We start from the raw sequence: 25,734 nt of genomic DNA on the forward strand, positions 1-25,734 counted from the left end.
TTACATCTGTCGCCTGATGCACCTGCGGTCATCTGATATCAAACCATTATTCATGACAGATCCCATCCATCTCCTCTATATCGACGATGAGCCTTTGCTGCTCGATATTGGCAGGCACTACCTTGAGCGAGACGGAACGTTCAGGGTGACCGGCCTGCCCTCTGCAAGGGAGGCACTCGCTGCATTAGAGGATGGATCATTCGATGCAGTGGTGTCAGATTACATGATGCCCGGCATGAACGGGATCGACCTGTTGAAAGAGATCAGAGGCCGTGGCCTTTCCATCCCGTTCATCCTCTTCACCGGGAGAGGGAGGGAAGAGGTCGTTATTGAGGCGTTCGATAACGGGGCCGACTTTTACGTGCAGAAAGGGGGAGAGCCCAGATCACAGTTTGTCGAACTCAGCCACAAGATAATCCAGGCTGTCCATCGAAGAGAGGCAGAGAGAAAACTTCGTGAGAGTGAGGAACGGTACCGGAATGTTGTTGAGGATCAGACTGAGTTCATCTGCCGTACGAAGCCAGACAGAACCATCATCTTTGTAAACGAGGCATTTTGTCGCTACTATGGGGTAACACGGGATGAGGTCACCGGAAAGAGGTTCATCCCCCCGATCTTTGATGCAGACAGGCAGAGGGTCGATGAGCTTCTCGCATCACTGACACCTGACAGCCCGGTCGGAACCATCGAGCACCGGGTTACTCTTCCTGACGGAAAGATAACCTGGCAGCAGTGGGTTGACCGGGGAATCTTTGATGAAAAGGGCAGATGCATCGAGATTCAGTCGGTGGGTCGGGACATCACCACGGGGAAACTGGCAGTAGAGACGGCATCCTACCTCGGCAAAATCCTTGATGACTCGCTGAACGAGATCTACCTCTTCGATGCAGAGTCATACCGTTTCATCGAGGTCAACAGGGGAGCCAGGGAGAACCTGGGATACAGCATGGAGGAACTCTCCAGGATCACCCCCCTTGATATCAAACCCGAATTTACCAGGGAGAAGTTTGAGCACCTGATAAAACCGCTCATTGATGGAAGATCTGAGAAGACCAGATTTTCCACCGTCCACATGCGAAAAGACGGGACAACATACCCGGTCGAGGTGCATCTCCAGATTATGAAGATGCAGGATCGCCGCATCTTTGTTGCGATCATCCAGGATATCACCAGTAGAAAACGGGTTGAGTCGGCTCTGATAGAGGCTGAAGAACGGTTTCGTGTCCTCTTCCGCCAGTCCCCAATCCCGTACCAGTCACTTGACAAAGACGGGAGATTCCTTGATGTCAATGATGCCTGGCTCAACATACTCGGGTACTCATACCACGAGGTTGTCGGGCACTGGTTCGGTGACTTCCTGATTCCTGAACAGCAGGGGCTCTTCAGAGAGAGGTTTCCATTGTTCAAGGATGCCGGAGAGGTCCATGGGATCGAGTTCAGGATGAGAAAAAAGAACGACGGATCGATACTCGTCTCGTTTGACGGCAACATCGGAACGAATCCGGATGGGTCCTTCAGACAGACCCATTGCGTATTCAGGGATATCACCAAAGACCGGGAGGCAGAGTTATCGCTCATCGATCGCGAGGAACGGCTCAACCTGGCAATCCATGGGGGAGATCTCGGAACCTGGGACTGGGACATCCCATCAGGCAGGATAGCAGTCAATGACCGGTGGACAACCATGATCGGGTATGAACCTGATGAGATTGTGCCACATTACGACTCATGGAAGTCACTTGTTCATCCAGATGATCTTCCGGGAGTGATGCAAGCATTATGGGAAGCTGTTGACGGGAAGACACCGCAATTTGAGTACCGGTACCGGCTCAAAGGAAAGACCGGTGAGTGGGTATGGGTTCTGGATAAAGGGAAGGTCATCACCAGGGATACAGATGGATCTCCACTGAGGGCGGCAGGAACTCACCTGGATATCACCGGCATCCACCTTGTCCGTGAACAACTCCGGGGAATGAACCAGTACCACCGGGGACTCCTTGAGGCCAGCATCGACTCGTTTGTCACCATCAATGAAGAGGGCAAGATGACCGACGTGAATGCCGCAACAGAGAGTCTGACAGGTTGTAGCAGGGATGAACTGATAGGAACAGACTTCTCAGACTACTTCACTGATCCCAAAAAAGCCAGGAAGGGGAGCAGGGTCGCCTTTGAGAAGGGGATGATCAGGGATTATCCCCTTGAGGTTCGGCATCGGGACGGGACCATTACCCCAGTCCTGTACAACGCCTCTGTGTATCACGATCCAGAAGGCAGGGTTACAGGAATATTTGCCCTTGCACGTGACGTCACCAGTATCAGAAAGACAGAGGCTGCATTGAAGGCATCAGAGGCATTTCTGAATGCAGTGCTCGACTCACTCCAGGATGTCATCGGGATCCAGAAGACTGATCACCGGATCATCAAGTACAACCAGGCAGGATATGAACTCCTTCATAAAACACCGAAGGAGGTTATAGGAAAGCGATGCTATGAACTTCTCGGACGCGACACTCCCTGTGAGGACTGTGCGACAAATAAAGCCCTGATCTCAAAGAAGATGGAACAGACCGAGCGGTTCATTCCTGAACTTGGGATCTGGATGGACTGCAGATCAAAGCCGGTCCTTGATGATAAGGGAAAGGTTGCCTTCATCGTTGAGCAGCTGATAGATATCACACATCGCAAACAGGCTGAAGAGGCGGTGAGAGAGGCGAACCAGAAACTCAGGCTTCTCACCGGGCTAACCAGGCACGATATCCTCAACCAGCTCAGTGCCCTGCAGGCGTTTCACGATCTCATCCTGCAGACAACAGACCCTGAAGTCATCCACACCCGCATCAGACAGGCCCAGGATGCATGCGACAGAATTGAGGAGATCATCGGTTTTACCCGCGAGTATGAGAATTTCGGGACCGTCTCCAGTGGGTGGCAGCAGATAAAGCCCCTTGTGCGATCTGCATGTTATGAGGTCGGGCTCGGAGGTATGAACCTGACCGAGACGATAGATCCCGGCCTTGAGGTGTATGCAGATCCGATCATCAGAAAGGTCTTCACCACTCTTATCGAGAATGCCTCCCGCCATGGGGATAAAATTACCTCATTATCGGTTTCCACACGGAAAGAGGAGGACTCACTTCTCATCGTGTTTGAGGATGACGGGGCAGGAGTTTCAGAATGGGAGAAGAACATGATCTTTGAGCATGGATATGGCAAGCACACCGGGATAGGCCTCTTCCTTGCACGGGAGATCCTTGCGATCACCGGACTGTCCATCAGGGAGAACGGGACACCAGGGAACGGTGCCAGGTTTGAGATCATCGTGCCGGTAGGAAAGTTCCGGTTCTCCTGATCTGAGAAACCCCAACGGTGGCCCGTTGGGGGCCCCAGGCAGAACCGATGAGAATGACTTTTCATCCAAAATGATTCGGCTGAAACCGGTTCAGCCGGTATAATCAAGCACAAAGTGCTCTGACTCGTAGATCTGTGTGCCTTTTTTGGCATCTGCTGCTTCTGATACAGGGGAAAAGATCCTGAAGAAGAGCGTGTGGCTGCCTGGTTTGCGGAGCTGAGACGGAACATCGAAGAAGAGGGTCTCCTTTCCGTCTGAACTGAGCCACTCATGCACCTCTCCAACGAGTGTTGTATCAACCATGATCTCCACGATCACCTTCTGACGTGAGGTGGCATCGTGATTGATCCGGTAGAAGAAACGGTTGTCAGAGACCGGGGTGCTGAGGCTCTTCTGTGGGTCGTAATCGCCTGCTTTTGTCGTCCAGAATCCATCTATTGCTATCTGCATGATACTCCTCCGTGAGTAGTATGTGATAGAGGGAATTTGATCAGTAAATATCTGACTGTGCCCGGGGTGTACCTCCCGGATGTGATGGAAGAACATGAGGCAAGTGTTTAGTATCCCGCCATTCATCTATGATGAGAGAACAATTCTCACCAGATCAGGAGGCGGAAACACAGTGTTTTTCCCTGATCAGAGTGATGATAACATAATTGAGCGAAGATGAACCATTCAGATCCTGTCGGTAAAACAGGGAGATATTCGTATCCCGGCCCGATCCTCCTACTCGGCATGGTCATTTTTGGGTTCATTACCGCTGCAATTGTGATGCAGGCCATCCCGTCTTCAGGGCCCATGGATGCTATCACCGGATACAGCCCGGTAAATCTCACACCAGAGGAGCAAGTATGGATTGCAGACCATCCCGAGATCCGGGTATGCCCTGATCAGAACTATCCACCGTTCGAACAGATCACAAAGTCCGAGGACTACCAGGGGATATCTGCAGATCTTCTCCGAGAAGTTGCAAAAAATACCGGGCTTAAAATCAGTGTTTCACATGAAAAGGACTGGGAGTCCTGTATCGCAAAGATCAAAAACGGGAGCGTGGATGTCCTTGGAGCGGTGTATGTCTCTAGCCTCAGGAACGATTACCTGATCTATTCTGAACCGTATTATCGCTCACTTCTTCCGATCATCACCAGATCAGACACCCGGACTGACATGACCCTTGAGGAGTTTGCAGGAAAGAGGGTTGCTTCAGTCGGAGAATACACGACAACCCTGCTCCTCAGAGAGAAGTACCCTGACATCACCATTGTTCCGGTGTCTGATGTTCGATCCGGGCTGATGGCGGTATCACTCGGATCTGCAGATGCATACTTCGGAGATCTTGCCGCATCGACCTACTACGTTGATTCTGAAGGGATCAGCAACCTTCATGTGGCAGGTTCGTACATGCCGGAGAGCCCTGATGAGTTCTCATACGCCTTCGGAGTAAGAAAAGATGCCCCAGAACTGGTCAGTATTATAAACAAGGGGATCAGGGCGATACCACCGGAGAAGCGTGACGAGATCTTCAGACGGTGGATATCCCCTACTCTTACGAAAAATCTGATAGATCCAGCACTTATCCTGCTATCCATCGGGATAGTTGCTGCCCTCCTTCTGGTAACCGGTGGTGTGATCCTCTGGAACCGTGCCCTCACCCATGTCGTCAGTGAGAAGACCTGCGACCTTGAGAGAGAACTCACCGAGCACAAGAAGACCGCCGACACGCTGCTTATCACCCGGTTCACTGTTGATCACAGCCATGCCATGTTCCTCTGGATAGATAGCCGGATGACCATCCGTGACTTCAACGAGACCTTCTGCCAGGAGACAGGTTACTCACGGGAAGAGATCAGGGATCTGCACCTGTCAGCACTGCACTCGCACCTGACTGACACCAAAGTCAACGAACTCTTTGCCCGTGTCAGGAAGGAGGGGAGAATCAAAATTGAGACTGATATCAGGATCAAATCCGGAGCCGGGATGCCGGTTGAGATCATGCTCTGGTACTTCACCTTTGAAGGCAACGAGTGGTTCTGTGCAGAGATGCAGAATATCACCGAGAGAAACCGGTATGAAGCCGAACGTGAGAACGCAATCACACAGATTCAACGCAACCTTGCTGAACTCTCGCTTCTGAATGACGGGATTAGAAATCCACTCACCGTAATCCTCGGGGCCACCGAGATGTACGGCAATGAAGGGATACCGTTGATAGAAGAGCAGGTCAGAAGAATTGATGCGATGATCAATCAGCTTGATCAGCGGTGGAATGAGTCTGAGAAGATCTTTAGTTACCTGAAGAAGCATTATGGCGTCACGGTAAAAGAGCCAGAGAATAGTGATGGGAATCAACAGGACAACTAAGGGGATGACACCTAGAGTTCCGAAAAAATTGTGCCAACTACGCCTTTGTACGGCTTGAATACCGAGATCCTGAGTTCACGGTGAAGGCCCGGGTGTTCTATCACACTTACCACCGGTGTGCCCGTTTCGGATACTTTTGTGAAGATATCGAGAAACGGAGGGGGTGCCATGTGAAAGACTTCAGACCCGGTCACCCCCACGATCTGATCGCGGTGTTTCCCTACCAACTGTTCAAATGCAGGATTGACATCGATAAACCGGTAGTCGGTCACTACTCCCCCATCGGTGATCAACTCCCTGATGGCATGCCCCTCACTCATATGCATGAAGAGGGTTCTGTACTGCTGCTCCTGTTGATGTGCATACAGATTTGCCTGACGTATCTCATCGAGCTGCTCTCTCAGTTCCTCTTCCGCACCTGCGATCTGTTCATAGGCAGCCCGAAGGTCAGATTCGACCCGCTCCCTCCTTGAGATCTCACGTGCCTGTTGCACATTCTGCAGACCCTGGAGTGATAACTGGCTTGCGATGACAAAGAGAGTTTCCGAGACCTTCTGAAACTGCTTTTTGCTCATCTTCGGAACTTCAGCAAGTGCCTCGGAAAACTCGTTTCTGTCTGCTCCTATCTCGTCTGCATAGAGAAGCATCCGGTCATAGTCAGCCTGCTCGTCAAGGACCTGACCGATGAGCCAGTTAGCCACGTGTCTCGTTCCGATGCTGATGCTTGTCCCTGCATCCCAGAGTCCGCCTGAGAGGCACGGGGAGATCACCGGCCCTTCGGGATGATACCTCCCAAGCACTGCATCAGAGATGTAACAGTTCTTCTGCCCTTTCTCTGTCTTCCTGATGATATTGTTACAGAGGTGGCAGAAGTTACTCGGCTTTGTGATCGGTGTACCATCCAGTTCGGTGATGATGGATGCAACCCCGGTTGCTGACGAGAATGCATCCTGGATCTCCTGGATATCATCGAGGCTGAAGACATCATAAAATGTGAGTGACCCGGTATCTGACTCAGGACTTGTGAGTGAGACGATCTTGTGTTTTATCGCGTCCTCTGCGAGTTTTCTCCGGACTGCCTGTCTGACATTGGATGCCAGCTCAACATACTGCGATCTCGGATCACCACCTTTCTGCAGATAAAAGTCAGCTCCTGCATTCAGGGCATCAATCGCAACGGATTCACGACCCTTTCCTGTGAAGAGAATGAACGGTAGATCACTGAAGCGTGACCGTACTTCATGAAGGAGTTCAATCCCATTCATCTCAGGCATATCATAGTCAGAGATGATGGCATCGTACGGATGGCTCTCAAGGAGGGAAAGGGCTTCTTTTCCGCTGGAGGCGGTCTCAACCGTGATATCACTCATCCGCTCAAGAAAGAGCCTGCCAACCTCAAGAAGGGTCGGCTCGTCATCAACAGTGAGAACGGTTATCATGATGATATCACTTACAGGACCGTATTCAGAGAGAGTATGGAGACAACAATACTCTCACCTTCGGGCACATAACTCTTCGGAACCTGATCGCTCATTTCCTGAACATGCCGGAGAGTTCTTCGAGTGACCTGATCCTGAAGATCTCATCGATATCAAGTCCTATGGTGTAGGTAGGGAAGAGGCCCCCCATATGCATCCGGGTGATGCCGTGAATCCTGGACTCTATCACCAGGGGGAGTACCATCTCTACCAATTTGTCTCTGCTGACCGGAGAGACCGACCCGGAAACTGATCCGGCCAGGACTGCTTCAGCCTCCTCTATCCTGACCAGTTGATCAGAACAGAGGGTTCGTGCAATCCTCCGGCTGAGAACACTCTGGAAGTACTGCATCACGATGAACTGACACATAAAGAGCAGGAGAATCCTGATGTCTGCTCTCTCCTGGATAAGGCTGGCTGCATCAACATACGCACCGAGGGTAAAGCCTGGCATCAGGATTGCAATGAGCAGGATGATCGTTGCACACGAGGCGATGATCACCACCAGAACTCCGAAGATTGCCATCAACAGATATCGCACCCAGTGATCAGACGTTATGAACGCAAGTGACCGGGTGAAGAAAGAGAACTGGCGTTTGAGACAGGAGAGATCGAGGTAAAAGATCAGGATCCCAAGGCACTGAACGATGATGAGCAGGGAGGTAAGGAGGGGAATATCACCGTAAGCACCAAGCAGGATCGCATACACAAGCGAGAGGCTGTATATCAGGACCATGCCTGATGTGAGAGGCATGATACCGAGGAGAAAGAACCGGATGGCAAGTTGTATTACTATCCGGTGGTTCCTGACAAGGTGTAGGTTTTTCAGCCATGGTAGGAGAGGATCACGGCCTTCACGCTTTTCTGTTGTCTTTCTGAAAAGGCCGGGTATCAGGATGAACGCGAGTGGAATCAGCGGATAGATGAGATAGAAGTAGAGGCTTGAGAGGATCCAGAGGACCATGTAACTGTCAGGCCTGTCAAGCAGACAGAACATATTGAGGATCACCGCAACAGCGAGGGCGCCATATCCTGCCGCCTGTATACGATCAGCATTGATGCCTTCAAGAAGTGATTGGAGACGATATTTCTCATCTGCAATGGCATCTTTCAGATCTGCAGCCTCATCGCCAAAGGTCTCCTCCATCTGTTCATCTGTTGGCTGATCTTCCATATATTCCTGCACAAAAAAACCCTGCGGCATATTAATACAGGCTCCCGTTGATGGCTATCGTACAGGATGTATGCCATCAATCGAAGATTTTCTGCACCCGCTTCATAAAGGAATCTGGGAGGTCTCGATCCCCAGGGATCAGGTGACAGAGCCGTTTGGAGAAGAATGGGTCAGATCACAGATCAATGTTCCGACACCGGGAACCATGGCCAGTTATCGCAGCGGGCAGTACCACCTGCACGAGACCAGGACCGAGTTCAAAGTGCATCTTGACAGGTATGATCCAAAGAGGCATCCCCTCCTTCACCTGATCGATGACGCACCCCTGCTCCTGATGATATCAGAGACATTCATCACGCTCATCTCCTTCACCAGGCAGCAGCCCCGGCCGGGTACCGGCGGCCAGATCGATGAGCAGAACGCAGTTCTCCGTCACCATCTGATCCTGGGTCCTCTCCTGATATTCCTCGGTGTTATCTTCATAATCATTCCTGACCTGACATTTTTTGGATTAACCACCCTGTTGATACCTGGCGTAGTACTGCTCTTCGGGGTTCTTACCCTGATGAGCAGCGTCTCGATACATCCGTTCAGGGTATCCAGCCGCAACGATCTCATCGGTGGAGTCTGGATCATTGGGGTTGCCGTTATACTGGGATGGATACCACCGAGACTCTGGGGAGGAGTTATCCTTGTGCTCCTCTCAGGGTGGATGTTTGCATCATCAGTCATGCTGCTTCGCAGGGTTCTGAGAGGAAGAAGAGCGGTGCCCGAGGGATTTGTCAGCAGAATGCTCATAGGAGCAGTCTCACTACTGCTTGGAGGAGCAAGCCTTATCGCACCTGAAGCGGTTCTGATGATCTTCATGGATATTCTTGGCGTGCTGACAGTAACTGCCGGAGGAGTTGTCACCATCACCGGGATCAGGCTCAGGAGAATGATGCAACCTGAGTGACGGGGAGGGATCAGGCTCCAGACAGGAGGATCAGAAGACTCCACCGTCTTCCAGTCGCCGTTCGATCATCATGATCCTGTCTTCAATCTCATCGCTCATCAGGAGCTGGCCGGCCCTGATGAGGTACTCCCTCGCTTTTAGCAGGTTGTTTTCATCAAGATAATTCTCTGCAATTCCGGTCAACAGTGAGATGATCACCGGGTCAGGACCGGTTGAAACTCCTCTGTAAGTCAGGATCTTCAATCCTTCCCGGTTGTAATATTCGTGATCAATATCTCCTACCCGCCCGGAGAGGAGTCTCAGTTCTTCTCTCCCATCAGTTGACTCCTCCCAGGTCTCTGCCATCAGGTAGCAGGTGATGGCAGCCACGTCATCTTCCTGCAGTGAAAAGAGAAAACCCTGATTTCTGAATGCAAGGGCGAGATCTTCTTTCAGCCAGGCAGTTCTGAACGAACGCGTCAGAAGCGGGCCAGCCTCAGTGGTCCAGCGGCTTTTGAGCAGGAGTGAGACGAGTTCTCCAAGGATCCCAGCATGGACAGGACTCTGATGCCTGGCCTTCTGCAGTACACGAACTGCTGCCTCGTCATCCCTGATTCCGGAGAGGTATTTTCCATACATGTAGAGGATGTCAGTCCCAAGGAACGGAAGCATGATGAGATCCCGCTCCGGGCTGCATTCGGTCATGTAGTAGGTGTACTCGATCAGATCACGAAACGATCTGTACTCTTCGGTACTGAAATCAGGCCATGACCGTTCACCGAACGGGAGAAGGTAGGGAAGAAAAAGAGCAGCCTGATCAAAGGACCGGTCTGCAACAAGGCCGGTGAGATCAGAGAGGAGGGGAGTGAGAAGAGGTTCAGGGTTTCCTGAATCCATACAGAAGCGGGTGAAATCTTCAGGTGAGATTCGGGTGAGAAGTACACTGCTGATCTCCCTGGCAACATGAAGGATGCAGGGATGATTCTCATACCTCCGGAAGGCAGCGAGCAGATACTGGATGAGGAGATCAGGATCTGAGGGGAGGCCGGCAAGTATCTCCTGTACAGCCGAATCGCATGGTCCGGTGCTGATCATATCATTATCCTACAGGGAGACAACAGGGAAGAATCACTGCTAGCCAGGTGAGCAGATCTACCCGGTGTGGGAGAACAAATCATCACCACTCCTGAACTCAAGACCGGGGTGGTGATCAAACCGTACGACACCGACCACTGCCCTTCCTGCAACCGCCTTCTTTACTACAGCAGTCCCTTCGATACCAAACCCGCCGCAGAGTTCTATCGCTCCGATTCCTTCATCAACGAGGCTCTTTGCAACCTCCTCTGCCATCCGGTAATCTGCAACACCGACAGTTGTAAGGACCACTTCAGGGGTGGTTACAACCGAACGATGTTTTATTGGATCCGCACCTGGTGCTGTGAAGATGAACGCTGCTTTCAGTACCATGAGATTCAGATTGTACCGGCCCGGAGATATAACCCACGCTGATAAACAAAAAATGAGAGAACCCTCGTGAGGGGAGAGGGCTAAGCACTAGAAACAGTCGCTCTTGAATCAGGAGTGACTATCAATGTGAACTGAATCACCGATCCTGCAGCGACTGTCTCCTGTTCACCGGTGTACCTGTTCGTGAGGGTCTGCTTCGGGTAGTAGGCATAGAGAAAACTTCCCGCTGATGCCGGGATTGTGAGCGGGAAAGTTGCCAGATATGTCCCTTCATACCTTTCAGCCAGCAGGTGCAGAGACTCATCAGAGAGCCAGGCTGAATCAGTTTTCTCCAGGGTAAGCGTTTTCGGCCCGCTCATTCTGGCCTGGAGGTTTGCAGGCTCCAGTGTCACCGCGGTTTCAGTTTGAGAAGATGCCGGAGCCAGATTTGACAGGGTAAGGGTGATGTCACTGGTCTTTCCCGGAACCGCATCTGATGGAAACTCTGCACCTTCGATACTCAAACTCATTGGTAGTGAACTGAACGGTGGGGAGTAGTAATACGGAGGAGTTGCAGTGGCGGTGGCTGTGACAGTAGGAATTATCGTGGACGTTGGGGTTACCGTAGGGGTGACATTGGCAGTCTCATTCGGAGTGGGAGTAACCGTTGCTGTTGTCGTAGTAGTAGTAGTGGTTGCTTCACCGGTTGGCAGTGTTGTTGGTATGGTCGTCACAGCGGTTGCCACATCTCCGGCTGCAATACTGCTGGTGAGCGAGGCTGCTTGTGTCAGGACAGGAGACGATGTGAGAGTGATCGCTGTCTCATTGGATAACGGGGTTGTTGGTACCTGCCTGGTTGAACTGCTGACCGGGGCAGGTGTCAGGTCCTCTGATCCTGTTACTCCTGATGATCTCACAGACTCCCCAGGTGAAGGAGTGAGAACGTCGGGGCTGAGAGTATCTAAAGCCGGGTTCGCGGTTGTATCTGAATATGTACCACCTGCCAGGTCCGGGACAGTAATCTCCGGCGATGGAGAAGACGAGACCGGAGTGTTCACCTGGCTCTGTACCGGAGAAGGTGTCGAAACGACAGAAACCGGGTTCGCTGTAGCCACCGGGGTTGCACTGTTTATCGGAGAGGGAGCAGTGATTTCAGGTGTGGGAGAAGGGACTGCCGGGGCAGGAACCGGGACTGGTGTCTGGGTAGGAGTTGTAGTCAGACTTTCTGTTGATGATGGTGTTTCGGCATCAACCCATACAGAAATGGCTTCCAATAGTACTGCAAGAACCAGGATACTGCCTATCAGGGTTACCGGGTTTATCTGCATATTTTCACGATTTTTTGTATATTTACTCTATGACAGAGAGCACCGCCGGGACGAGAAGGTGTGTGTCGTCAGATACCAGAACTCCGGTACCGTAGGATATAAGGAGTAAGGATAAGAAGGGTTGAATCTCCTCTTGGTCAGTTTCCGGGTCTTACCTGATAGGAGGAGAGGAGGAACGAACTGACCCAAATGGGCAACCACCAGGTTGAAGAGGCAGACCAGGGAGTTGGATCTTGTTTTTCATATATCAGGCAGAGTCGAAGCATGGATCTTCAGAAGAACTCACGTCTCCTGGAATCATGCAGATCGGTTCAGATTTCTGCATTATTTTCTCTTCTGCTCATTCTGCTGCTTGCTTCAATAGGCACATGTACTGCAGAATACACAGCATCAGACTGGAACAGCCTCGGCGAATCGTATTACAGCAGTGGTGATTACGACGCTGCAATATCAGCATTCATGAATGCAGTCGCTATCAACCCTGACTATGCAGAGGCGTGGAACAACCTCGGCACCGCCTACGAACAGGTAGGCAGATATAACGATGCAGTTCTTGCATTCAGACGGGCTGTTGCCATTAATCCCAGGTATACAGAAGCATGGAATAATCTCGGCAATGTCTATGAAAAGCAGGGGAGGTACGAGGATGCACGTGATGCATATCAGCGGGCGACCTCACTCTCGACAGATTATTCAGGAGTTCCACCGTTCAACCAGCATCCTCCCAACAACATGCAGGGACAGGTTGCAGGAAACCAGCCGTTCGGGCCACAGGGTCCGGGTAGTATGGGAATGAGCCCGGGGATTCCGGGTCAACAGGGAAGATAGGCACCCGGTATCTATCGCGGTGAACCCGTGACTGGATCGGGTCTCTTTTTTGAACTATTTACTAAAAAAAGTGTGATAACGGATAGATAATTATGACGAGCCTGGTGCTCCGCAGACCACCGGAAGGGCAGCCGCAATCTCAGGGAGCATCTCTGCAGGGATACCCATAACCATCTCACCTTCTTCAATCCCAGAGTATTTTCGCGAACCGTCACACCCGAGCGAGAAGTTGATCCTGCCGGTCAGGTACACCTGGGCGGACGCATCTGCACAGACCGACTGAATACCGGCAAAGTTGCAGGTAATTCTCCCGCCCAGCCGATACAGGTTGCTCTGCGCCAGTTTCAGCATTGCCTTGGGTTTGGTGACCAGAAGGACAAGTGTTGGATCATACGGGACTTTTTCAAGCGGGGCATACGCAATGGCATAGGTTGCACCTGACTCTACATGGGGAATATTGAGAATGGTCCGCTTGCATGCAGCCCAGCTGTCATACTTCCCAAGTTTATAATAAAACTCCCCGTTCTTCAGGGTATGGGTGATCTCACGGAGACCCAGTGCCCACGAACCACCCATGCATGTATGGTTCTCACTGACGGAGTAGAAGATCTTTCCATCTTTTCGTGCCATGTTCACCATCTGGCAGTGGGTTACCTTCTCTTCCAGGGCAGGTACCCCTTCAGGGAGATGCTCTTTGCTGGTGATGAACTTTATGGCAACGGGGGATCCCTCAAGATGAAGGTGCTCCTTCATGAGTTGGGAAATCCCGGCATAATCTATCTTTGTCCGTATGGCATCCTGCATGATCTTCCTCGGAAACAATAGGACCATCAACCATAAAGAGCTTCAGGATGCTCTTCTCAATTGTGAATAGAGAGGAGAGGCTGGATTATTCCAGGCTCATTGATCAGATGAAAGCAGGGAGGAGACCCAGTCTCTGTTTGCCCACAGTGCACACCCTCCTCCGGATTCAGAAAGCATCTGATGATTGGCACGGATTTCTGCCAGAAGATCAGATGAGAGTGCTTCACGGAGTGGCTTTGTTGTGATATTCATATCAGATATCGGGGCAGCGGGACAGGGCTCAAGATCTCCGGAAGGGCTGATATGAACAAAACCTCTTCCTGCTGATAAGCACCCTCCATAACTCTCTTCGTCTCCGGGAAACCCGAGGAAGAGAGCAGGATAATGATCTGAAAACCCGGCAATGAGGTGATTGAGGAGGTGATGCTGCTCGTCAGAAAGGGTCATATTAGAAGTTCCCTCCTCGATTGGAACGTACTCCACATACGAGATCAGCCTGCATCCGTGTGATATCATCTCGCTGACAAAACGGTCAGTGGTGACTTCAGAGAAATTCTCCCGGGTCACGGTTACTGAGCAGCCGAAGAAGAGATTATTCTGACGAAGCAACGAGAAAGACCTGATAGCAGCATCGTACACCCCTTCTGATCGCCGTGAGTCGGTCGCTTCTTCGTCTCCCTCGATGCTGAGTATCAGAACGATATTCTTCAACTTCCCGAGTTCACCAGCAAGAGGTTCGTCAATGAGGAGACCATTCGTAAAGACGGCAAAGGTCATCGAAGGAAAGGTACGGGCCAGCATCAGAATATCATCCTTTCTGACCAGGGGCTCACCTCCGGCAATGACAAGAAACGAGACCCCGAGATCAACAGACTGGGAAACCAGGCTTCTGAGTTGATCAGAGTTCATTTCAGGTGCTATAGGACGGTGAAGAGATCGCATATAACACCCCTGGCAGGCAAGATTGCACTGGTGAGTCAGGCTGAGCATCACTACTGCCGGAACCTGCACATCTTCAGCAGCCAGGATCTCACGCCTCTGTGCTGCCTTCTTCTGTGCCGCGAGCAGACGGGTTGCGGTAAAAAGCAGGATGGGATCTGCACCCACAATCCTGATAACCTGTCTCACACTGGTTGTAATGCTCTCTGCAAGGAGGCCGCTGTAGAATCCCGATGATCGTTCAGAACCATGCGCAGGAGACAGACAGGTCGTCCGGGTGGAGTGCATGATCTGCTGACTACTCATGCAGGAGTTCCTTCTGCGTACGCAGGTCAGCAGGAGTGACTGCAGGGTGATGATACCGCCCTCTTCCTTCGGTGCCGAACATCATGTTCAGGTTGATCGCCTGAACCGGGCAGTAGTTGAGACATGCACAGCAGAGTTCACACCGGTCTGCATAAACCGGCTTTCCACCATCAATTCTGATATTCAAAGAAGGACAGACCGCTGCACAGGTTCCACACGATGTACATGCAGCAGAGACAGTGAATCTCTCACCGGACCGGTGGACATTTTTTGCAAATGGATTATAGAGGAGCAACTGGAGCAGGGATGAGAGAGGCGCAATGCCGGGACGCTTTTCACGGTTATTCCTGATATCATCGGCAATTCTGGTACAATCAACTTCAGCCTTTGCAAGGATTGACTGTTGTTTCGCTCCAGTGGGGGGAACACTGAGAGGAGGGAAGTTGCCAGGCATCTTTACCATAAATCCGGCATTGATACCACGCCCGTTCCGGGACTGTACACCATGATCGATCATCTTCAGGGCTGAAGCACCGGTCCCCCCAAGGGTCAGAAGTCCGAAGACATACGAATCAGTGGGAATCGAAAGCCTTGTTAGGAAACTTCTGGCCATGACCGGGATACCCATATCATACACAGGGCAGCAGATTCCGATCCTACCATCCGGTGCAGCAATCGCCTCTTCATTCATCAGAGATGCAATAGGAACCAGATCTGTATCTCCAAGAAGGGAAGCAACCTTTCTGACAACAGCCAGTGTATTTCCGGTTCCGGTAAAATAATAGAGGGTTGTCTTCATTATACTGCTCCAGCGCTGCGGATTCTCTCGATAAGGGGCACTATCGCCTGATCGCTGATCACAGCCTGTTTGTCTAGGATGCCTTCACCGACAGGAACCAGACCCGCATCTGATGCACGTGATTTGAGCAGGGCGATGGCCTGGTCTCCGCTCTTTGCATCGTTGCAGGTGACGAGGAGAAAAGCACGTGTACCACCTCCTCCCGAGAGGGCTTTCAAAGCCCCGTTCATAACAGGGCTCGGTTTTCCTGCCCAGACCGGGCATGCAAGTACGACCAGATCTGTTTCATCAAGTGAGATCTGATCAGGAGTGATGATGTCGGCTGTACCAGTCAGTGCCCGGTAACATCCTTTTGTTACGGCAGAAAGGGTTGAGTACTGCTGATTTGGAACAACCTCGATCAGATCTGCGTCAAGTTGACGGTGAATCTTCTCAACAATTGTCCTGGTCTTTCCTGAGTGAGAATGGTAGATGACAGTGATCTTCATAATGGTCAGTCTCTCTTCTGGTATGAGTTCTTTCCGGCAGGTTCCTCTTGGTCAGAGGCTGTCTGGTATGCCCCGATGATCATTGTGATCAGTTCCATTGCATGATGCGGATCTTCGGTTTCACGACGGGAGAGTGCTGCCTCACCTGCAACAAGAACCCCCTTCTTCTCCAGACTCTTCCTGAGGAGGGGAAGGCAATGGCCCGGGTTGCTGCTGTAGGTGGTGCATACTATCGCATTCTTTCCGGCACAGCCTGAAAGGCCTGCAACCAGTGAGTTGGCAGCAGGGGCAGGTTTCCAGGCCCAGACCGGGGTTGAGATCACGAGAAGATCATACCCAGACACATCAATCTTCTCTGGTGTGATTGGGTCCGTCTCCTCGTTGCGGGAACGGATACAGCCGGTGGTGAACGCGGTAAATGACCTGTACTTCTTCAGGGTATGAACCTCAATCAGGTCGCCGCCACAGACCTCGTGTATCTTCTCCATTAGTCCCCTGGTGATCCCGGAGTATGAGTAGAACACGATCGCGATGTTGAGCGGACCTTCAGGGATCTTCTCCCTGACCATCTGCTGATTGCACCGGGAGAGTACAGTAGATCGCACCTGCTCGAACTGTTCAGCAATCTCAACCATCCGTGAACGGTTAAGGGTAAAGTTGACGTGAAACCCCACACGTTCGGCCTCTACAAGTCCGTCAGACTTGAGCAGTTTCAGATGCTGGGAGACTGCCGGCTGGGAGATACCAACGCGTGCAGCGAGGTCTGATACCCCGAGTGTTCCGGTTGTGTCTGTTGCGAGATGAAAGAGAATGCGAAGTCGGTTTGCATCGCTCAGGACTTTAAACGTCTCTGCCAGATCCCGGACCTGTTGGCATTCACCGGGAGAGTCGTATTCAGGTACTCCTGCTGCCATGAAGTGTATAACTAATTACTTATAGTGTTATAACAAATTTCTGTATGGTGCTGCGGGGCCTGAGAGGAGACTGAGACCGGTACCCCACTACCGCTGATACCCTCCCCTCCTATAATATGAGCACTCAGTCTATGCTGAACGCATGGATCCGGATCAGACCCCCGGCCTGGCACCTGTCTGCCTGAGATGCGGCAGATGCTGCAGGTACGGCCCTTCTATTAATGCAACAAAAGAAGATCTTGAACGGTGGGTGACTGGAGATCAGACAGATATCCTGACATTTTTTGAGGCATACTGCACTGACGGAACGTATGTCAATTGCGCCTCGTTCAACACTGATCAATCCCTGTCCCGGGTTCTCTGGACTGATATGATCAATCCTCATACCGGTGACTATTACAAGGACTGCCCGTTTCTCCGACCACTTTCAGATCATGAGTGGTACTGCTCGATCTACAAGACACGGCCCACGATCTGCATCAGGTTCAGACCATGGGAGTGGGGTCAAAAAGGGGTCTTCTTTGACTGCCCGGTCGTTGAACAGATCAGGAGAGAGAATTCAGCACACAGGTCCCTCGGACCTGTCCATCCTGAAAAAGAGGAAGGTGCAGCAGATGCTTGCAATCCCGGCGACATAGAAGATCATTCTGGTTCCGGAGAGATCCATCACCATCCCCGAAAAGAGGGGAGAGACGATAAGACCTACTGAAAGTGTGGTATTCACCAGTGCTGATGCACTCCCGTGCCCGACCTCCCTGCCCGCAACCGCTACAACCGCATACATCGCCGGAAGTGAGATAGCTCTGCCGATACCCATCAGAAGAGCAGCAGAGAGATAGGGGAAGAGTCCGGCAAATTCCGGAAGCAGAAGGAGAGAGGTGCCGATCATGGCAGTGCCACCCGCAATGAGATAGTACCTGTCAAACTGATCAGCAATCCTGCTGAAAAAATGCTGGAAGACCGGGGTGGAGAGGACTGATACCAGGATGATAAGGCCGGTCTCTGAAGCAGATAGACCCCCTATCGTGATCGCGGCAATTGGAAGGAATACCATGAATGTGCCGTTCGCCAGGGCATACATCAACTGATACAGAATCGGCCCCCGCAGTGGCTTATAGGCTATGATAGACCTGATCGGGGATTTTTTTACAGGACAGGAGGGGATATCAGGCAGATAGAAGAATACAGTCAGGAGGGCTGTAAGGGAGAGGAGAGTCATGGTATGAAATACTGCATCCATCGTGAGGTAATCTGATATGACTCCTCCGATAAACGGGCCAAGACTCATACCGAGTGAGATCGAACTGGCAAATGAACCGATAAAACTCCCTTCTTCTCCTGTCGGGGCAATTTCGCTGATATATGCGATGGCTACCGGGAGAACCATCGCAGAGGCTATGCCATGTATGAACCGCAGAGCTGTGATCTCATAGACTGATCCGGCCATTGTGTACAGGAATGAGATAAGAGAATACAAACACAGCCCTGAAATGATAAGGCGGCGACGCCCGTGGTCGTCAGATAACCTGCCAAAAACAGGGAGGAAGAGTGCCCTTGATAACGCAAATGCTGAGAATATCGCACCGATCCAGATACCGGTTGCCCCGAGGGTTGCAGCGTAGCGGGGAAGCAGGGGGATGACGATCCCAACTCCCACCATGGTTGCAAAGACTGCAGAGTAGAGGGAGAGAAAGATCCGCCTTCTTGTTCCGGGAGATGGCAGACTCGCAGTCATGATCTGATATGTTCTATTCGAATCAGGCTGGGATGCAGATACAGGATGCACCCGTTCAGATCTTCTTTGAGTGCATCATTCGTCAGAGTATATATTCACTCACCATAAACAGGGAAATAAGGACAGGATCTGATCATGCGAGCCCATAACAGGATTTGGGAGGAATAACCGGAATTATTTTACTTCCACAGATCAGTATAAAGGAGAAGATGGTAAGGGCCCGGTTATCTGTTCTCGTTGTTGATGATGAGTTCAGTCTCCGTTTCATCAGTAAGAGATACCTTGAAGAGGCAGGGCCGTTTCTTGTTCGTGCTGTTGACTCCGGAGACAGTGCCCTTGAACTGCTGGAATCCCAGGATAATGTCTTCGATGCTATCGTTTCTGACTACTACATGCCTGATATGAACGGGATGGATCTTCTCAGGCAGGTGAGATCCAGGCATGGAAATATTCCTTTTATCCTTTTCACCGGGCGGGATGAAGAGCAGGTTATCAGGGATGCCAAGACAGCCGGTGCTGATCATGTGATCGTAAAAAACCATGATCTCAAGTCACAATGGATCGAGATCGCCCACTTACTTGAAAAAGCAGCACGGGAGCGGACGATGGGAAGAATCCTCCCCCAGGTTTTGATCCCCCATATTCAGCCTGAAAATTCAGATGAGAGCAAATCCATACAGAATAGCAGATGGATGACTGCCATTGGGGAGTTCAGTGTGAGACTTGCTGAGATTCCAACGGAATATGAGTTTTATGCAGATCTCTCTGACCTGTTCAGGCAGGTCGGGGCAGCAGGAGATATTTTTTTCAGATACCGGCCAGACAATCAGAGCCTCTGCGCAGCCTCTCTCTCTTTCAGACACGGAGTGAGGGATCAGATAGCACAGATATTGGGAAAAGATCCAGAAGACCTCAATATTCCCATCTCAGTCGAACGATATCAGAAGCTGATAGGAAGCGCAATTGAACGAGATGAGGATCTCACCACAATCAGCGAAGGGGAGATATCCCGGTTTGCAAGTTCTGCCATCAGGAAGGCTGGAGGATTCGATCATTACCTGACAGTTGCGTATGCTGCAGGGGAAGAACTCTATGGGGCTTCTCTTCTTGCCATTAACAGCACTGATCCACCAGAACCTCTCTTCATGACAGTTGCTTCTCTGGTTGCACTGTATATGAGAGGAGAGCAGCAGAGGACAGATACCGGTCTAGACTCATCGAACCATAGAACAAGTGGGGAAATCCCGGACTCGCACTACCCTGATGACGGAGACGGAAGGCCGGAGTGTGAATATCAATCTGATTCCGGACTGTTCATGCAGATCGTAAGCAACATGGCTGATATGGCGGCAATCTGTGACCTAGAGAACAGGTACCGGTATGTGACCCGGTCATACGAGAGAAACCTTGGTTATGCATCTGAGGAACTTGTCGGCAGGTACATGTATGAGTTTGTCAGGCCTGAAAATCTTGAGCAGATTATGACCACAGTTTCCCTGATGCTCAAAGGAGAGATCCCATATGCCAGGTATCAACGGCTTCATAAAAACGGGCAGTACCGGTGGATAGAATCAACAGGAAGACTCCTCTATGAGAAGGATGGGAGTTGCTCAGGGTATATCATCAACACCAGGGATATCACTGATCGGGTCACCATTGAAGAAGCTCTCCATAAGTCAAAGGAAAAACTGAACATCCTCTCAAGCATCACGAGGCATGATATACAGAATCAGCTGCAGGCACTCGAAGCATTCTGTGATCTCATCGAACTCAGGGTGAATAACGACAAACCTGCAGCCGAGTACCTAGCCTATATGAGACAGTGCTGCGAGATGATCCATCAACAGATCGCGTTTGCACGTGATTACCAGGAGCTTGGAGACAGCCACCCGGTCTGGCAGAATATCGAGACCATCGCACGAGTTGCAGCATCAAACACCCTCCCGGAAACCGTTAACCTTGAGATTGAAACAGGTAACGCAGAATTTTTTGCTGATCCGATGTTTATGCATGTTTTTTATAACCTCTTTGACAACGTGAAAAGGCATGGAGGGCAGGTGACGAGAGTATCCATCTCATTTTCTGAAAAAGGAGGGTCTGGGGTCATTACAATATCAGACGACGGACCCGGCATCGCAGATGATCAGAAGGAGAGGATCTTTGAGAAAGGAGTCGGCGAGAATACCGGGCTTGGCCTCTTTCTGGTCAGGGAGATCCTTGCGATCACCGGGATATCGATCAGTGAGACAGGGGTGTTCAGGAAAGGTTCAAGTTTTTTCATCACAGCCCCACCACATGTCTGGAGACGAAAAAGAGGATCAGATAAATGATCGGTGATCTCCTGTCATACCAGTCAGGCCCGTTAAATCCGCTGGTAAAGGTGCTCATCCTCGTATTGTTCCTTGTTGCAGCATGTTTTTTTGCACGATGCCGGATCAGGTATGGAGGGATTTTATCCCAGATCTCAACTCTGCTCTTCTTCGGAGCGATAGCCGGGGCGATAGGGGCAGCCTTCAGATATGAGGGTGATTTTTATTCGCATTACAAATGGGGAGAGAGCCTTCTGAATCTTCTCCTGGCGATTTTTTCACTCGCTATCGCACTCCTTGTTCGGAAAAAACTGGCTGATGTTTACAGAATTCTGGGAACCAGTGAGGAGACCGGCAATGATGAGTGATCTCCTGGTATATGATCAGAGTATCCTCAACCCGGTTTTGAAGATCATTATTTTCATTGTCTTTCTCGCAACTGCAACGGTCTACCTCGATGCCAGAAGACAGTTCGGAGGACGGGTACTCAGGGTTATCAATCTCCTCTTCTGCTTTGCTGTGTTTATGGCAGTCGGAGCACTGATACGGTACTTCGGGGATGGTCTGTCATTTGGATTTACTCCTGATCTTTCGATGAAGTGGTTTCAAAGCCTGGCATACATTGTTGCGGTCTCCTGCCTGATCCTTGCAGGACATCAGATCCTGATCCTTTTTAGGAGGAAGGATACATGAACCGTATCACTGGAGAGATCGCGGAAATCCTGGCCCCGGTCATCGGATCAGGTCTCGCCATCTCGACAGTAAATATGCAATGTAAGAAGATGGGTAGATCACCAGACCTCCTCTCCATTGATGATCTGGATGCATTCGCCGATATGATTCATATCCCTCTCGAACTCTTTGCTGGTGCCAGGATCGCAGAAAAACTCGCTGGCGAGATCAGGCAGATCCAATAGAGATGAGAACACAGGTTATGTTCCGGTCATTACTCTGTTCATCACGAGAACTCCCCCGATCCATACCAGGTACGCCCCACAAATACTTGAGAGGAAAGAGAACCGATCTGCAAGAAGGTAGAGGGCTGCCAGAAAAACAAGAGACGGGATGGCAAAGTAAAACGATCCCAGCACGAGTTGATGGGCAACACTGGTACCTGATTCGGTATAGGTGAAGAAAAAAGCAATCGTGGTTGTTATCGGGGCAGCAGCAAGTATACCGCCATAACGGGGATCGACATGCTGAACGATGAGGGTGACCCCCACGATGATTAAACCGGCAACAAGGAACTTCAGGAGGGTGTACAGGTAATCCATGTCAGAAGAGAGTGAATGCTGGCTGGTATTAAACGTAAGTCATTGAGTGTACACCCATCAGATTCCGCGTTCCATGGATCATCGTGCCTCTGATGCAGGGATCACGAATCCAATGACTCTACTGCATGATCGTCACGGAAGAGAACATACAGGTGTTCATCAAGCACTTCCCCATGCTTGGTTATGGCTTTTTTGTGAACAGCTTCAAGGATGAACCCGTTCTTTTCAAGCACACGCATGGAGCCAGGGTTATTCGAGAAGATGCCTGCCTGTATCCTGATGATTTCTGAATTCATGAACGCAACAGGAATTAGGGCTCTGACTGCATCTGTTATGATCCTCTGTCCCCAGTATTGTTCAGAGAGCCAGTACCCGATCTCGGCAGTCCGGTGGTAAATGTCTTCAAGCAGGTGAACTCCGATACCACCTATCGCCTGATCATCCACCGTAACAGCAAGAAGGATCTGAGGGTGATCACCGGTTGCCATGGTAAGAAACCGATCTGCATCTGCGAGAGTATAGGGACTTGGGAACCCGTCACGCATGGATGCGGCTATATTGGGATTGTCTGCATGCATAGCAAGGGAGATGCGATCTTCTGCAGACCATGGCCTGAGCACAGATGTAGGGGTTTTCAGTATGATGTCGGATTCATGAGTTAGGGAATTCTGTGCCATGGAGCTTCAGTCTGATAATATCGGTCGGGTAAATATTTCCTACTATCTTTCCATCGTAATTTTGGAACTGAAACTTTTCAGAATCATCCAGAAACGGTACTTCTTTCAGGTACAAAAGAGTATACCACCAGTACGATGACCAAAATACCCCTCTCTTCATGCCAGACCTGTGTACACTATTACCAGAACTCCCCCGGGGATCTCCTCGTTTGTGAGGTTTTTCCTGACGGGATACCGGACAGTATCCTCTCCGGAGTAGTGGATCACCGGCGAACGTTCCCTGGTGACCAGGGAGTTCTGTACGAACCGATGCGCAGCCCTGAGATCATATCACGGGTCGAAGAAGAGATCAAAATAGGGTCCATGAATATGGACGTAAACCTTGGGGATGATGTTATCAAACGGAAAGGAATTGACATCATGATCAGGGTAAACCCGATCAGGGACCGGTTTGGTGACCAATACACCTGATCTCATATGATAAGAGCGCAGAACCTATAGATTCCCATTTTTCCTAACAATCAGTCGCTTACGTGCTGACAGGGCTGCAGTTATCAGGGCTACAATGATCAGGAGCATCGCAGAGATGTTGCTGACAAACTTGAGTTTTGTACAGACCGATGCACATGTTATGATAACAGGGTGCTGGTCAGGATATGCCAGAAGAACGCCAATAAAGCAGAAATTCTCAACGATATCAGCAATACCACCAATCACCGGGATGATGAGGAGGCCCTGAAGGTCATCTCTGCCAGGAAACAGGTACCGGATCAGGAGACTGAGTGTAATGGCAAAGAAGAACAGATAACAGAGGGAAAACACGATATCAAGCGGGAGGATCCTTGAAAGGTAGAGATCCCTTCCTGCCTGACCAAATGCATCAAGCAGGGAGTATACAGACTGGGGAGTATATCCGATGGAGAGATCAGGAACAGCAAGACCACCGGTGATATCTGAAAGTTCCTGAGTTCCATACGGCCTGCCTGTGGCGGCAATAAAGGAGAATAAGAAGAGGATTGTGATGATCGCATATGACCTCCAGGATGAGAACTGCCTAATAAGGCTGATAACCCGGGTCATCCACACGTTCTCCGGTGTTTTACTCATTTTCCACCATCAGGTATTCCTGTCAGGCCCACAGATGAGAGATTCAACAAGGCTGAGATAGTGTGATATCAAAAGGTCCTCATCGATAGCACGCCTTTTTAGTGACCACACAAGTTCAGGACTTTTTTCCATCACGCAACCGATCATCATTCTGACGATGATTGCAAGTTCAACTGGATCAATATCATTCCTGATCGATCCATCCTCCATCCCGCTCCTCACAATCTCTTCTGTCAGATTTATCAATGTTTCAGAGTGGGAGATGATCTCAACAACCTCATCATTGTTGGAATTCTCGTGATCAAGAGAGAACCTACCTGATTTCAAGAGGTATATCATCGAGCGGTACCCCGGATACTCACGGGCAAATCTGATGCCTGCAAGTCCCAGCACACCCAGTCGGGTGATAGCCGGGCCCTCGCACTCATCCACTGCATCAATGATCATCTGGTGAAGTAGCCGTATCCCCTGCAGGACGATTGTGAAATAAAGCGACTCCTTGTTCTTAAAATAAAAAAATATTGTCCCTTTGGAGAGTTCTGCCTCTCTGGCGATCTGTTCCATTGAGACCTGATCATACCCGTTCTCAAAGAAGAGGTGCTCGGCAGCAGATATGATCTGCATCCTCCTCTCTTCCCGCTCTCGTTCCTTCCGCTCGGCAATCGTCATGGTCAGATTTTAGTTTTTGAATCCGTACGTAATGGCACCCTTCGGACAGATATCTGTGCATGATGCACAGAGGATGCATTCAGCATCCTCCATCTGCCTGTTCTGAACCATCTCCTTAACATCAAGCCCCATGGGACAGGCTTTTGAACACTTGTTACAGCCAGTACAGAGATTCGTTTCTCCGGACAGGTGAAGTGCAGGCCATCTGAAGAGGTTGCGGATCTTTCTGCCGATGATGAAATGGACGCATATCGGACAGAAATAATGGCAGAACCCTCTCTTCCCTGCCACAACTGCAAACAGGAATATTCCACCAATGATGATGAAGTAGACCAGATACGAGATCGGCTCGGTGAGCGAGACTCCGGAGTTTGTACTGTAGAAAATATTCACCGCACGGATACCCCCGGCAGAGAGGACCGTCACGATGACCATGACAAACCAGAGTACCCAGACCACATACTTGAGGAGGTTGAGTCGTCCACCGCTGACCGGCTGATCCTGGATTCCCTCACAAAGTTCCTGGAATCCGCCCATCGGGCAGAACCAGCCGCACCAGAACCGGCCAAGGACCAGTGATGCGAAAAAGGTCACGGAGAAGAGGATCATGCTCCCGGTGGCGACCCCTTCTGAAGCACCCATCAGGAGGATGATCGGCGATACATAGAAGAGAGTAGCCGGTATGCTGGCAAATAGCAACAGAAGGAGCATCCTTCGTATCTGTTGCCTGTTCATCTCTTGCACCTTCCATCATGAGATATGTATTCAGAATTCAGACCCGTCATTCTAATCAACAGTATATTTTTGACCGTAAG

General features: G+C 50.7%; 27 protein-coding genes and 1 pseudogene. 11 read left to right on the forward strand and 17 right to left on the reverse strand.

The features are described 5' to 3' along the window. The first annotated feature begins 52 nt into the window (after positions 1-52). Positions 53-3,349, forward strand: a complete 3,297-nt coding sequence (locus tag ACHZA2_RS06635) for a PAS domain S-box protein (RefSeq protein WP_394698512.1) — start codon at positions 53-55, stop codon at positions 3,347-3,349. Between the two features lie 90 nt (positions 3,350-3,439). Here the strand turns inward: ACHZA2_RS06635 and ACHZA2_RS06640 are convergent, their stop codons facing one another. Next, positions 3,440-3,799 carry a hypothetical protein gene (locus tag ACHZA2_RS06640; RefSeq protein WP_319579062.1) on the reverse strand — a complete coding sequence of 120 codons (360 nt, stop codon included), beginning with the start codon at positions 3,797-3,799 and terminating at the stop codon, positions 3,440-3,442. 216 nt (positions 3,800-4,015) lie between these two features. On the opposite strand from ACHZA2_RS06640, the gene ACHZA2_RS06645 reads away from it, so the two are divergent. Then, positions 4,016-5,710 (forward strand): transporter substrate-binding domain-containing protein, encoded by a 1,695-nt coding sequence (locus ACHZA2_RS06645; RefSeq protein ID WP_319579063.1) that lies wholly within the window; start codon positions 4,016-4,018, stop codon positions 5,708-5,710. 11 nt (positions 5,711-5,721) lie between these two features. Here the strand turns inward: ACHZA2_RS06645 and ACHZA2_RS06650 are convergent, their stop codons facing one another. Both ACHZA2_RS06650 and ACHZA2_RS06655 read right to left on the reverse strand, forming a co-directional pair. Next, the gene (locus tag ACHZA2_RS06650) at positions 5,722-7,149 is read right to left on the reverse strand and encodes a PocR ligand-binding domain-containing protein (protein ID WP_319579064.1); all 1,428 of its coding nucleotides are present in this window, start codon (positions 7,147-7,149) and stop codon (positions 5,722-5,724) included. Between the two features lie 91 nt (positions 7,150-7,240). Further along, positions 7,241-8,362, reverse strand: a complete 1,122-nt coding sequence (locus ACHZA2_RS06655; RefSeq protein ID WP_319579065.1) for a hypothetical protein — start codon at positions 8,360-8,362, stop codon at positions 7,241-7,243. A gap of 70 nt (positions 8,363-8,432) precedes the next feature. On the opposite strand from ACHZA2_RS06655, the gene ACHZA2_RS06660 reads away from it, so the two are divergent. Further along, positions 8,433-9,317: a hypothetical protein gene (locus ACHZA2_RS06660; RefSeq protein WP_319579066.1), complete on the forward strand. Its 885-nt coding sequence runs from the start codon at positions 8,433-8,435 to the stop codon at positions 9,315-9,317. 30 nt (positions 9,318-9,347) lie between these two features. On the opposite strand, the gene ACHZA2_RS06665 is transcribed toward ACHZA2_RS06660, so the two are convergent. From ACHZA2_RS06665 to ACHZA2_RS06675, 3 genes are all read right to left on the reverse strand, one after another. After that, entirely contained in the window at positions 9,348-10,391 is a 1,044-nt protein-coding gene (locus tag ACHZA2_RS06665) for a hypothetical protein (protein ID WP_319579067.1), read from the reverse strand. Positions 10,392-10,448: 57 nt separating this feature from the next. After that, entirely contained in the window at positions 10,449-10,763 is a 315-nt protein-coding gene (locus ACHZA2_RS06670) for a DUF6506 family protein (RefSeq protein WP_319579068.1), read from the reverse strand. A gap of 80 nt (positions 10,764-10,843) precedes the next feature. Continuing rightward, a complete protein-coding gene (locus ACHZA2_RS06675; RefSeq protein WP_319579069.1) occupies positions 10,844-11,272 on the reverse strand; it encodes a hypothetical protein in 429 nt (142 codons plus the stop codon). Positions 11,273-11,324: 52 nt separating this feature from the next. Between ACHZA2_RS06675 and ACHZA2_RS06680 the strand changes: the two genes are divergently transcribed. Continuing rightward, entirely contained in the window at positions 11,325-12,179 is an 855-nt protein-coding gene (locus ACHZA2_RS06680) for a hypothetical protein (protein WP_319579070.1), read from the forward strand. Between the two features lie 80 nt (positions 12,180-12,259). Continuing rightward, on the forward strand, positions 12,260-12,898 hold the full coding sequence (locus ACHZA2_RS06685; protein ID WP_319579071.1) for a tetratricopeptide repeat protein: 639 nt from the start codon (positions 12,260-12,262) through the stop codon (positions 12,896-12,898). 90 nt (positions 12,899-12,988) lie between these two features. Here the strand turns inward: ACHZA2_RS06685 and ACHZA2_RS06690 are convergent, their stop codons facing one another. The 5 genes from ACHZA2_RS06690 to ACHZA2_RS06710 form a co-directional block, all read right to left on the reverse strand. Continuing rightward, positions 12,989-13,702, reverse strand: a complete 714-nt coding sequence (locus ACHZA2_RS06690; RefSeq protein WP_319539562.1) for a DUF169 domain-containing protein — start codon at positions 13,700-13,702, stop codon at positions 12,989-12,991. A gap of 96 nt (positions 13,703-13,798) precedes the next feature. Beyond that, complete coding sequence (locus ACHZA2_RS06695) at positions 13,799-14,947, reverse strand: radical SAM protein (RefSeq protein WP_319579072.1); 1,149 nt, start codon at positions 14,945-14,947, stop codon at positions 13,799-13,801. Further along, positions 14,940-15,746: an EFR1 family ferrodoxin gene (locus ACHZA2_RS06700; protein WP_319579073.1), complete on the reverse strand. Its 807-nt coding sequence runs from the start codon at positions 15,744-15,746 to the stop codon at positions 14,940-14,942. The genes ACHZA2_RS06695 and ACHZA2_RS06700 overlap by 8 nt, the downstream gene beginning before the upstream one ends. Beyond that, complete coding sequence (locus ACHZA2_RS06705; protein WP_319579074.1) at positions 15,746-16,234, reverse strand: hypothetical protein; 489 nt, start codon at positions 16,232-16,234, stop codon at positions 15,746-15,748. The genes ACHZA2_RS06700 and ACHZA2_RS06705 overlap by 1 nt, the downstream gene beginning before the upstream one ends. Positions 16,235-16,239: 5 nt before the next feature. Then, a complete protein-coding gene (locus ACHZA2_RS06710) occupies positions 16,240-17,148 on the reverse strand; it encodes a metalloregulator ArsR/SmtB family transcription factor (protein WP_319579075.1) in 909 nt (302 codons plus the stop codon). Positions 17,149-17,290: 142 nt separating this feature from the next. On the opposite strand from ACHZA2_RS06710, the pseudogene ACHZA2_RS06715 reads away from it, so the two are divergent. After that, a pseudogene (locus ACHZA2_RS06715) lies at positions 17,291-17,629 on the forward strand (YkgJ family cysteine cluster protein); the annotation flags it as partial. A 78-nt stretch (positions 17,630-17,707) separates the two neighbouring features. On the opposite strand, the gene ACHZA2_RS06720 reads toward ACHZA2_RS06715, so the two are convergent. Further along, positions 17,708-18,883, reverse strand: a complete 1,176-nt coding sequence (locus tag ACHZA2_RS06720) for an MFS transporter (RefSeq protein WP_319579076.1) — start codon at positions 18,881-18,883, stop codon at positions 17,708-17,710. A gap of 209 nt (positions 18,884-19,092) precedes the next feature. Here ACHZA2_RS06720 and ACHZA2_RS06725 point away from each other — a divergent pair, with 209 nt between their 5' ends. From ACHZA2_RS06725 to ACHZA2_RS06740, 4 genes are read left to right on the forward strand one after another with little or no spacing between them, the layout of a single operon-like run. Then, on the forward strand, positions 19,093-21,213 hold the full coding sequence (locus tag ACHZA2_RS06725; RefSeq protein WP_319579077.1) for a response regulator: 2,121 nt from the start codon (positions 19,093-19,095) through the stop codon (positions 21,211-21,213). Then, positions 21,210-21,560, forward strand: coding sequence for a hypothetical protein (locus tag ACHZA2_RS06730; protein WP_319579078.1), 351 nt, complete (start codon positions 21,210-21,212; stop codon positions 21,558-21,560). Before ACHZA2_RS06725 ends, ACHZA2_RS06730 begins: the two co-directional genes overlap by 4 nt. Continuing rightward, positions 21,550-21,885 (forward strand): hypothetical protein, encoded by a 336-nt coding sequence (locus ACHZA2_RS06735; protein ID WP_319579079.1) that lies wholly within the window; start codon positions 21,550-21,552, stop codon positions 21,883-21,885. Before ACHZA2_RS06730 ends, ACHZA2_RS06735 begins: the two co-directional genes overlap by 11 nt. Beyond that, a complete protein-coding gene (locus ACHZA2_RS06740; RefSeq protein ID WP_319579080.1) occupies positions 21,882-22,109 on the forward strand; it encodes a hypothetical protein in 228 nt (75 codons plus the stop codon). Before ACHZA2_RS06735 ends, ACHZA2_RS06740 begins: the two co-directional genes overlap by 4 nt. A 15-nt stretch (positions 22,110-22,124) precedes the next feature. On the opposite strand, the gene ACHZA2_RS06745 is transcribed toward ACHZA2_RS06740, so the two are convergent. Beyond that, a complete protein-coding gene (locus tag ACHZA2_RS06745; RefSeq protein ID WP_319579081.1) occupies positions 22,125-22,466 on the reverse strand; it encodes a DUF3147 family protein in 342 nt (113 codons plus the stop codon). 101 nt (positions 22,467-22,567) lie between these two features. Next, entirely contained in the window at positions 22,568-23,143 is a 576-nt protein-coding gene (locus ACHZA2_RS06750) for a GNAT family protein (protein WP_319579082.1), read from the reverse strand. Positions 23,144-23,278: 135 nt separating this feature from the next. Here ACHZA2_RS06750 and ACHZA2_RS06755 point away from each other — a divergent pair, with 135 nt between their 5' ends. Beyond that, the gene (locus ACHZA2_RS06755; protein WP_319579083.1) at positions 23,279-23,614 is read left to right on the forward strand and encodes a hypothetical protein; all 336 of its coding nucleotides are present in this window, start codon (positions 23,279-23,281) and stop codon (positions 23,612-23,614) included. Positions 23,615-23,638: 24 nt separating this feature from the next. Here ACHZA2_RS06755 and ACHZA2_RS06760 read toward each other — a convergent pair whose 3' ends face one another. From ACHZA2_RS06760 to ACHZA2_RS06770, 3 genes are read right to left on the reverse strand one after another with little or no spacing between them, the layout of a single operon-like run. Continuing rightward, positions 23,639-24,250: a hypothetical protein gene (locus ACHZA2_RS06760; RefSeq protein ID WP_319579084.1), complete on the reverse strand. Its 612-nt coding sequence runs from the start codon at positions 24,248-24,250 to the stop codon at positions 23,639-23,641. Positions 24,251-24,259: 9 nt separating this feature from the next. Further along, positions 24,260-24,919, reverse strand: a complete 660-nt coding sequence (locus ACHZA2_RS06765) for a TetR/AcrR family transcriptional regulator (RefSeq protein ID WP_319579085.1) — start codon at positions 24,917-24,919, stop codon at positions 24,260-24,262. A 9-nt stretch (positions 24,920-24,928) separates the two neighbouring features. Further along, complete coding sequence (locus tag ACHZA2_RS06770) at positions 24,929-25,654, reverse strand: 4Fe-4S binding protein (protein ID WP_319579086.1); 726 nt, start codon at positions 25,652-25,654, stop codon at positions 24,929-24,931. Positions 25,655-25,734: the final 80 nt, after the last annotated feature.

The sequence above is a fragment of the uncultured Methanospirillum sp. genome (assembly GCF_963668415.2).
Taxonomy (GTDB): domain Archaea; phylum Halobacteriota; class Methanomicrobia; order Methanomicrobiales; family Methanospirillaceae; genus Methanospirillum.